The following is an 8681-nucleotide window of genomic DNA, read 5'->3' as shown; positions in this document are numbered from 1 at the left end:
ACCACCGCCGCCGACGGCAACGACGCCTCGGCAAGCTCACCCCGATCGAGTTTGAGACAATCAACAGGCCCGCACACGCGGCCTGAACCACTCAGCCCCGCGAGTCAACCAAACCCGGGGCAGTCCCCTGCTTGGGCCGGGCTCCAGGACAGCGGCAGAAGCGTGCACCTGATCATGGCGGATGCGAGGGCCGGGCATCATCTTCGTATGGCAACGGACGAATCTCGAATCATCCTCGTCGACGATCTACGCTCATTCGTTGACGGCAGCAGCGCGGACGTGGCCCGGTACCAGTGCAGCCGGAGTGGAACTTCTCGAGCGTTGCCGCGATCAGCGGCTGGACGAGCTGTGGCTTGACCATGACCTTGGCGAGGACGACACGATCTGGCCGGTCGTCGAGGTCCTGGAACGCGCTGCCTTCGACGCTGACCACTCGACGCCGGCGTCATCAACATTCACTCCGCCAACCCAGTCGGTGCCACCAAAATGGCCCAGGCTCTCCGGCGTTGGGGCTACCGCGTCCGCGTTGCGTCGGGCGCGGCGGACGTCGCGTACCTCGACAGCCCCACCGCGACGGAGTGACCACCGAACGCACGGCGTCCAAGAGGCTTCGTCAAGCAAGCGCCTCGCGGCAGATGTGTGCACCTGATCAGCCTGCCGCGGGTGTGGTGCCGGACGGTGGGTCTTGTAACGGCGGGCGTGGCATGGCACCGTCGATCTCGACCGATGCCGCAAGGCCTTCGAACCCTTAAGTGAACGCTGTGAGCGGCGGCTTTGACCTGAACGCCATGAAGTCTGTGCAACCGGCCGATGGCAGGGCGGCATCCACAGCAGAAGATTAGCCACATGGCGGTCCAGCGACGCGCACTTTGGTTGACTCTCGCCGTCACGGGTACGACGTTTGTCGTCGTCGGGCTCGCAGCGCTTGCCGTGTTTGTGTACCGGCAGCAACTCGATGACGCTGACCAGTATTCGAGCGTCGTTGGCGCAGCTGCTGCGGCTCTGACGCTAGCCGGGACGGTAATCTTCTGGTTGTTCAGACGTATTCCCGTCAAGCACGTTGCCGGGTCAGCGTCCAACAATTCCGAATCCACGTCCGCGGAGCCTGTTCTGTGCCGCACGGAACTTCCGCCGACACACTTCGTCGGCCGCCAGCATGAACTAGATCAGCTGGAGGGATGGTTTGCGGAGGGTGATGCGGCGCCACCGCTGCTCGTGCTGGGCGAGGCGGGGGTAGGTAAGTCCGGTCTTTTGGCTTACTGGTCGGACAGATTGCACCGGCGGCTGGCCGTGAACGTGCTCGGCTTCAACCTCGGCGGATTCGGGCAGCCTGGTAGCCGCAAGAACGTCTCCGACGCGTTCGGAGAGTGGCTGGCCCATCTGAGACCTGGCAAACCAATCCCCCAAGATCCGACAGCTCGCCGGGTCAGGCTGCTGCATATGCTCCGCGATCGGCGCTGCCTGCTCATCTTCGACAATGTGAACGACTACACCGAACTTCGAGCCGTCCTGCCGGCAATCCCGAAGACGTGCAGCGTCGTCATCAGCAGCAGGCGCGAGCTGCGTGGTCTGCGTGCTGTCGAAGGTGCCAGGACCGTGCATGTTGGCCGGCTCGGCGAGGATGCCACGCGTCTTTTGGACGCCGTCATGGGCGGGCGCCTCGCCGGTAATCCCGAGATAGCGAAGAAGCTCAGCGCATACTGTGCCGGGCTGCCATTGGCGTTGCGGGTCGTCGCCGAGACGGCCCGGGACCGGCGACTCGACGAAGTCCTCGCCGAACTGACCAATAAGGCCGGTGCCCTCACCGCGATGAGCCGACTAGGCGACGAGCTTTCGGACATCCGGGTTGTATTGTCCTGGTCGTACGACGCACTGCCGTCCGATGCGGCGCGGCAGGCATTCCGTCTCCTCGGCGTATTTCCGGCGAAGGGTTCGACCGCGAGTCTGCACGCGATGGCAGCGCTCCTCGGCCTTGACGTCGCAAGCACACGCGACGTGTTGGACGTTGTACGGTCGTATCACTTGCTGGAATGGGCGTACGATCCATCCGTAGAACGACATCTCGTCGACGGCGTCCGGGACAACGTTGACCAGACCTCGGCACTTGCGCTGCGGATTGGCCGGCACGACCTCTTGCACAGCTTTGCGGCCGAGCTCGCCGCCGGCTCGACGTTCGCCGAGGAGATCCGCGATGCGCTGACGCGGGTATCCGAGCTGTATCACAACGAGGTCAATGAGGTATTCGACTGGCAGAATCGCGACAATCTGATGGTGGACCTCGACATGCGGGATGCCTGGCGAACCGCCGACCCGATCGGTGTCCAAGTGACCCGATCGGCAGCCGGGCCATTCCAATGGTTTGAGCGGGAACGCACGAACTTCGTTGCTCTCGTGATCCAGGCCGCTGCGCTGACGCCTCCTCTACCGATCACCACCCGTCTGGCCTGCTCAGCGTTCTACTTCCTGGAAGCCGCACGATCCTTCGAAGAATGGGACCGTGTCGAAATGGCCGCATCACCGCATGCGCAAGCGCGGGACGGTGATCGGCTCGACCTTGCGCGTTGGCTGCGCAATCGTGGCAGGCGACATCTCGTGACCCTGCTTGAGCACAGCGAGCGTTTGCAACCGTCCGACGGCGGTCGGACAATGCCGACGGAGGCGGCGGCCAAAGCACGGAGATACCTTGAGCACAGTCTCCGCCTGTACAGGCAGGAGTCGACCGGTGCAGGCCAGCCCGACCGGCAGCGCCGAGCGGTCGCCGGCGTTGCCACAACGATGCGTGAACTCGCAGATCTTTGTAGACTCGAGGCAGAGTTTGGCACGGACCCAAAGGGTCCGGCCGAAGCCGTCGCCGCGTACAAGGCCGCACGCGCTGCCTTCGGCGACTACACCGTCAACATCTCCACCGAGTCGCAAGAGAACTGGATCGCCTCGTTCGAGCTTGCATTCGGCGTAGCGTACTTGCTCGTTGGAGTCGATGAACCAGCCGCGCTGACAGACGCAGGCCACCTCATTAATCGGAGCATCGCATACGCAGAAACGCTCGACGATGGGCGCTCGCGAAGCTCCCGGCTGAAGGCGTTCGGATGGCGTCGCCATGGCGATCTTCAACAAGCCCACGGAAATCACGAAGACGCCGCTGGCAGCTACGCTACCTCGGCAACCGCTTTCGACGAGGAGGTCTCCGATCCGCTGGGTTGCGCCCGATCGTTGGCCTACCAGGGCCGGGCCCTCGGGTTGCTCCAAGGCCATGAAGATGCGGCGGCACGTGTGTTTGCCCGCGCCATACGGTTGTTTCAGGACAACGGGGCCGGTGATGAAGCAGCCATCGCAGCCGACTGGGCCCGAACCGTCAACCCGCCGCACTAGCTGTGACCGAGGAGTATTTGATGACCGCTGCTGCCGACGTGCCGATGTCGACTCGGATGCAGTTGCTTGACATCATGGCCGGGCCGCACGGTACGCCGCCAACCCCGACCCGGCCGACCGATATTCTCGTCGTTTTCGGTGCCGCCGATCCCCAGTTGGCTTACGACGCCGTTCAACTGTTCGATTTGGGTAGTGTCAGTTACGTCGTATTCACCGGCGGAGTGGGCAAGGACTCCGGTCCGCTGGCCGCCCTAGGGATCGCCGAAGCCGACTTTCTTGCCTCTATCGCCATCGCCGCTGGGCTGCCTCCGGGCATCATCCTCATAGAACGGAGCGCCACAAACGCTGCACAGAACGCAGCGCTGTCCCTACGAACAGCCGCAGCGGCCGGACGGGTACGCGTCGGCACCACTGTGGCGTCTCTGGCACCTGCCCAACGAAGCCGCCGCCTATATGAGGAACTCCGATTTCAGGCAGCCAAGTTCGATCCCTCGATCGAGGTCATCGCTGGCCTGTCCAGCGGCAGAACTGCCGTCGATTTGGCGTCCCGAGAGACTCTGGCGGAGTTGGCGAGCGAGCTACGCGGCCTGAGCATAATGCATGCGCTCGATATCCCACGCATCTTCCCGCTGCCCGAATTCCAGACCGGCGGCCAGTACGCCGACCTAGCTCGCGAGTTCAACGGCTGAGCTAGCCTCACCGGCTTCAAGGCGACCGCTCTGGTAGACGTATCGGAAGTAGGCACCTCGCTGCGTTGCATCTCCTACGCGGTGCTCCGTCCCTGGTGGCGTCACCGAGGACGACCATCCGACACTGCGGAACAAGTCCGGGCGGGCCGCCGCCCACCGTGTGTCGAAGACGAACCACTGGTCGAACCCAAAGAAGCCGTCGATGTACCGGGCGACCTGCGCGATGTGCGGGTCTAGCCGGATCAGCGACTCGGTGGGTCGCTCCGCGGGCCCGACTCCAGAGCGATCATGTCAATCTTCAACTGGGGCTGCGCCCGCAGCGTCGCGTGGGCGATCACGACAAGGCCGGCCAGCCCAAAGCGACCCGGGCGAACCGAGCGCCACTTCGCCTGAGGCGTACCAGGCTAGTTTCGATGTGAGCGCCGCTTGGTCGACAGCTGATGGTGAGGGTGTCAGCTGACCGGCGCGTCAGGCAACCCGGCCTGGCGTCGCCAGGTGTAGGGATCGTGCGGGCCGGTGCTCAGCCAGCCCTTTACCGTCGCCACGGCGGCGACGAAAGCCTCAACCAGCTCGCCGGCGGTTGCTACCTTCCACTGAGCTTCGCGGACTGGGTGCATGTTGTGGCGGGTGCCACGTTTTTCCACCCAGGCCATGGCTATGTCTCCGTTCGTTTGTCGGGTGCGGCGGTGATTGACGCTCGACTTTCGGGGTGGAGCAAGTCGCCGGGGGGGCGGGCGTCGGTGGCGTCGGGTGGTGCGCCGGCCGGTGGGCGGTTGCGCGGCGGCGGCGATGATGGCGGCGAGGTCGGCGGCGGAGAAGCGCAGGTGTTTGCCGAGGAAGGTGCAGGGGATTTGGCGGCGGCCGGCGCGGCGGCGCAGCCAGGATTCCGAGACGCGCAGGAGCGCGGCGGCCTCGGCGGGGGTGAATAGGCGAGGGCCTGGGTCGTCGTGATGGGCGGCTCGGTGGTTGGGCGCTGGGGTGGCGTGCGGCAGTTGGCGTCGGGCTCGGGTTGGGTTGGGTGGCATCGGTGGGCTCCCGGGGGGTGTAGTCGGTTCCTCGGTCGGGGCGCGGGTGTGGGTGGTGGCTCGTCGCGGGCCGGGAGGGGTTAGGTGGGGTAGCGGAGGAGGAGGTGCAGGGCGGTCGCCGCTTGAGCGGGGACGACGCCGTTGCCGAGGACTCGCAGCGCGGCGGTGCGGGGCAGGCCGAGCGTGGGGTCGGTGACCCACTGGTCGGGTAGGCCCATGAGCCATTCCACGAACGGCGGTGCGAGCACCGGTTTGCCGTGTTGGCCGGGTTGGGTGGGGGCGGGTACGGGCCGGCCGGTCAGGAGTTCCCAGCGGGCGATGGCGGTGGCGTAGATCCCCCATCGGGTTTCGTCGGCCACGCCGAGGCGGTGGGGGGTCAGTTCGGTGATGGTGGTGCGCAGGTCGGTGCCGCCGTCGCCGTGGCGGCCGGGGCCGTGGGAATCGGAGGCCCGAGGCGTGGGCAGGAGACGCTGTGGGAGGCGGACGGCGGCCGACGGCAGGGTGAGGTCCCCGTGGGAACCGCGTTGTCCGGGGCAGCCCTTCTGGCCGTCGCTGGCTCTGGGGGTGGGCAGGAGGACGTGGGACAGCGGCGGGCGGAAGCCGTTGCCGGGGCGGCGGCCTGGTGTGCCGGTGTCGCTGGCGCGGGGTGTGGGCAGGAGGTGGTGGCGGGTGCCGGTGGGTTCGATGAGGTCGGGCAGGCCGTGCTGGTGGCCGGGGCCTTTGCCGTCACGGGCGCACGGCGTGGGCAACGTTCGCACCCCCTCCCCCGTGGTGGGTGGCGAGGAGGAACAGTCGGTCGCGTTGGTGGGGTGCGCCGATGTCGGATGCGCGTAGGCATTGCCAGCTCGTGTCGTACCCGAGCGCGGCCAGGTCGGCGTGGATGACGTCAAGTCCGCGCCGGCGGAGGGCGGCGACGTTCTCCACGAACACGAGCGGTGGTCGAAGTATGCGAACGGCGTCGGCGACATGTGATCAGAGGCTGGAGTGTTGGCCGGTGATGCCGGCGCGTTTGCCGGCGTTGGAGATGTCCTGGCAGGGGAACCCGGCGGTGAGGACGTCGACGGGCTCGACCCGGGTCCAGTCGACGGTGCGGATGTCGCCGAGGTTGGGCACGTGCGGCCAGGGATGTTCGAGGACAGTGTGGGCGTGTCGGTCGGTTTCGGCGTACCAGGCGAGCCGGCCGCCGAGCACCAGCTCGACGGCCAGGTCGAGGCCGCCGTATCCGGTGCACAGGGATCCGATGCGCGGCCCGGTGGGACGGTCATTCAACCTCCCTCCCCCGGGTCCCCGGCAGCGTCCCGGCTGGACGAGCCGTGGTGGCCTCTGGATTCGCCGTGGGAACCTGTCAGCTCGCCGGAACTTGCGGAGGTTGCCGGTCGTCGGAAGATGAGGACGTCTTCGTGGGTGATCAGGTGCAGGGGGGTGCCGGCGGTGCGGGCCTTGCGCACGGCCTGGAGTTGGAAGAACGACGGGCGGGCTACTAGGTGCCCGTCGCGGACCGCTGCGAGGAGGGCGACGCACCGCTCGGTGGGGATCAGGCCGGCGCGGGTGCCGGCGGCGATGACGGCGGAGGGCAGGTCGACGAGTTGTCCGTTCTTGCGCCACGGTCGGGCGGTGACCACCACGGTGCCGCCCGGGCGTAGCAGTGTCGCGCAGCCGGTGAGGATCTGTTCGAAGCCGTCGGTGAGGCCGGTGAGGTCGCGGTAGGCGAGGTTTCCTTTGTCGGTGCCGTCGTTGTAGGCGTTGTCGAACTTCGCCACCCCGTCCGCGCCGGGCCGGACGAGGCCGTGCACGGTCGGCCCGTACGGCGGTGAGGTGACCACGAGGGTGACCTGCCCGGTGAGGGCGGCGGGCAGCAGGGACCGCAGCCGGGTGGCGTCGCCGCGGATCACCGAGGCGCGGCCGGTAGCGCCATGGTCGTGGGCGTGGGTGATGTTCGCGTCGGCGATGTCGGACCAGCGGGACTCGTACTCCACGCCGATGGCGTCGCGGCCGGCGTGGACGGCCTCGACGAGGGTGGTGCCGATGCCGCACATCGGGTCCAGGACCAGGTCGCCGGGTTGGGTGTAGGCGTGCACGGCGTGCGCGGCGATGGCCGGGAGCATCCGGGCGGGGTGCTTGACCGACTCCGGCACGTACCGGCCGCGGCGCTGCACCGGTCCCGTCCGCTGAGCGGTCGCCCACACCGACAGCACGTCTGGGCTCGGCTCGCCGCGGTGTGAGCTGAGGTCGGTGTCTTCGGCTGCGGTGGTGGCTGGCTGGTGCGGGTCGGTGGGGAACGGCGGGTGCTCAGCCACGGCGGCCGCCCTGCCGGCGAGAGCCGCGGTGCGTGTCCGGCGCCTGGTGCTGGCTGAACACGAGCAGGTCGGCGTGTACCCGCAGGTGTGCTACCGACCACTGCTGCTCGCCGGTCTGCTGGGCGAGGGTGAGCAGTTCCTCGTCGGTGACGTGGTAGACGAACGCGTCGCCGTCGGTGTCGGCGGCGACGGCGACGATGTGCTGCAGGTAGCCCAGGCCGGCAGCTGCGGCGGCGGTGGCCACCGGGGTGAAGTTCTCGGGCCCGACCATGCTGGCCGGCACGGTGACGACGAGGACGAGGCAGCCGCCGGGGCGCAGCAGGCGCGCGCACGCGGTCAGCAGCCACGCCAGCCGAATCCGGTTGGTGCAGTCGGCGCGGTCCAGGGGCCAGCAGGCCACAACCAGGCTGGTGGCCTCCTGCAGCGACGTGCCGTCGGACGGCGGGTTGGCCTGCTCCCCCGTGGGGGGCAGGTCGGGGTCGGTGAGGTCGTCGCCGAACCAGGCGCGCAGGTCCGGCAGGTCGCTGTCGTCCGACACCTCGCCAGGGGTGGGATGGGCCGGCGGGGTGGCCGGACCGATGATGAGGCTGGACGCGTCGGTGAACCAGCCCGGGTGGTGCCGGCGCCGACCGGCGGCGCAGACGGCGGTCAGGGCGTGGCGGCCGGTCAGGTCGACGACGGCGTCGCCGGGGCGGCTATAGGCGGCCACGAGCCGGTAGGCCAGTCGGGCGCCGATCCCGCGGCCGGCGTCGGCGTCGGCGCGGGCGGTGCGCCACACCGTGACCGGAACCGGCGGGTCACCGGCCACGAGGTCAATCAGGGTCGGGTCGGCGCCGATGGGGTCGACGGGGTGGGCAGGGTCGTGGTGGTGCTGCGGCGGGTGCTCGCTCATGTGGTGTCGGCTCCGCGCCGCGCGGTCGGTGCGCTGACATCCCCAAACCGGCGTTTGTGTGCTCTGGCGAACGCCCCCGGTTCTCACACCGGCACACAGGGACTCACAGCCGCTCACAGCCGGTCTGCCTTGGCGCCGGTCTACCTGCTGACGATGCCGGTAGAGCAGCGGGCGACGGCGACGACACCTGGTCGAGGTTGCATGTCGTCAGGGCTCGAATATCCCGGCTGGTCTGCGCTGTCAGACACGCGGCGTCATTGACACGCACAGCTCGTTGGTGACGAACGCCGATGGTGCGGCGTCGGGTGGGCCTTGCGTGAGAGCCGTCGCCGTGCCATCGCTGCTCATGTCAGCCTGCCGTTGACGTGACATTCGATCCCGCGCGCGGGCAGCGGTGACATCACCGTCG

Annotated in this window: 6 protein-coding genes and 3 pseudogenes; 3 read left to right on the top strand and 6 right to left on the bottom strand. The window is 68.0% G+C overall.

Annotated elements, in window-relative coordinates:
- Nucleotides 1-207: 207 nt before the first annotated feature.
- The 3 genes and pseudogenes from KBX37_RS34740 to KBX37_RS23630 all read left to right on the top strand — a co-directional run bounded on the left by KBX37_RS34740 (nt 208) and on the right by KBX37_RS23630 (nt 4058).
- Nucleotides 208-582 (top strand): annotated as a pseudogene (locus tag KBX37_RS34740) (cyclic-phosphate processing receiver domain-containing protein).
- A gap of 264 nt (nt 583-846) precedes the next feature.
- The gene (locus tag KBX37_RS23635) at nt 847-3369 is read left to right on the top strand and encodes an NB-ARC domain-containing protein (RefSeq protein ID WP_210778098.1); all 2523 of its coding nucleotides are present in this window, start codon (nt 847-849) and stop codon (nt 3367-3369) included.
- Between the two features lie 20 nt (nt 3370-3389).
- Nucleotides 3390-4058 carry an ElyC/SanA/YdcF family protein gene (locus tag KBX37_RS23630; RefSeq protein ID WP_210778097.1) on the top strand — a complete coding sequence of 223 codons (669 nt, stop codon included), beginning with the start codon at nt 3390-3392 and terminating at the stop codon, nt 4056-4058.
- Nucleotides 4059-4510: 452 nt separating this feature from the next.
- Here KBX37_RS23630 and KBX37_RS34735 read toward each other — a convergent pair whose 3' ends face one another.
- The 6 genes and pseudogenes from KBX37_RS34735 to KBX37_RS23605 form a co-directional block, all read right to left on the bottom strand.
- The gene (locus tag KBX37_RS34735; RefSeq protein ID WP_247658758.1) at nt 4511-4711 is read right to left on the bottom strand and encodes a hypothetical protein; all 201 of its coding nucleotides are present in this window, start codon (nt 4709-4711) and stop codon (nt 4511-4513) included.
- A gap of 141 nt (nt 4712-4852) precedes the next feature.
- A pseudogene (locus KBX37_RS34730) lies at nt 4853-5083 on the bottom strand (helix-turn-helix domain-containing protein); the annotation flags it as partial.
- Between the two features lie 80 nt (nt 5084-5163).
- On the bottom strand, nt 5164-5841 hold the full coding sequence (locus KBX37_RS23620) for a hypothetical protein (protein ID WP_210778095.1): 678 nt from the start codon (nt 5839-5841) through the stop codon (nt 5164-5166).
- Nucleotides 5810-6352: pseudogene (locus tag KBX37_RS23615) on the bottom strand (DNA cytosine methyltransferase). Before KBX37_RS23615 ends, KBX37_RS23620 begins: the two are co-directional and overlap by 32 nt.
- The gene (locus KBX37_RS23610; RefSeq protein ID WP_210778094.1) at nt 6349-7380 is read right to left on the bottom strand and encodes a TRM11 family methyltransferase; all 1032 of its coding nucleotides are present in this window, start codon (nt 7378-7380) and stop codon (nt 6349-6351) included. The pseudogene KBX37_RS23615 and the gene KBX37_RS23610 overlap by 4 nt, the downstream one beginning before the upstream one ends.
- Nucleotides 7373-8272 carry a hypothetical protein gene (locus tag KBX37_RS23605; protein ID WP_210778093.1) on the bottom strand — a complete coding sequence of 300 codons (900 nt, stop codon included), beginning with the start codon at nt 8270-8272 and terminating at the stop codon, nt 7373-7375. The genes KBX37_RS23610 and KBX37_RS23605 overlap by 8 nt, the downstream gene beginning before the upstream one ends.
- Between the last annotated feature and the right edge of the window lie 409 nt (nt 8273-8681).

It is taken from the genome of Micromonospora sp. U56 (assembly GCF_018070095.1).
Classification (GTDB): domain Bacteria; phylum Actinomycetota; class Actinomycetes; order Mycobacteriales; family Micromonosporaceae; genus Micromonospora; species Micromonospora purpureochromogenes.
This window is presented reverse-complemented; position numbering and strand designations above follow the sequence as displayed.

Excerpts from the sequence above, each read along its gene's own strand:
- KBX37_RS23635 (WP_210778098.1), top strand. The coding sequence starts at position 847 with ATGGCGGTCCAGCGACGCGCACTTTGGTTGACTCTCGCCGTCACGGGT.
- KBX37_RS23630 (WP_210778097.1), top strand. The coding sequence starts at position 3,390 with ATGACCGCTGCTGCCGACGTGCCGATGTCGACTCGGATGCAGTTGCTT.
- KBX37_RS34735 (WP_247658758.1), bottom strand. The coding sequence starts at position 4,711 with ATGGCCTGGGTGGAAAAACGTGGCACCCGCCACAACATGCACCCAGTC.
- KBX37_RS23605 (WP_210778093.1), bottom strand. The coding sequence starts at position 8,272 with ATGAGCGAGCACCCGCCGCAGCACCACCACGACCCTGCCCACCCCGTC.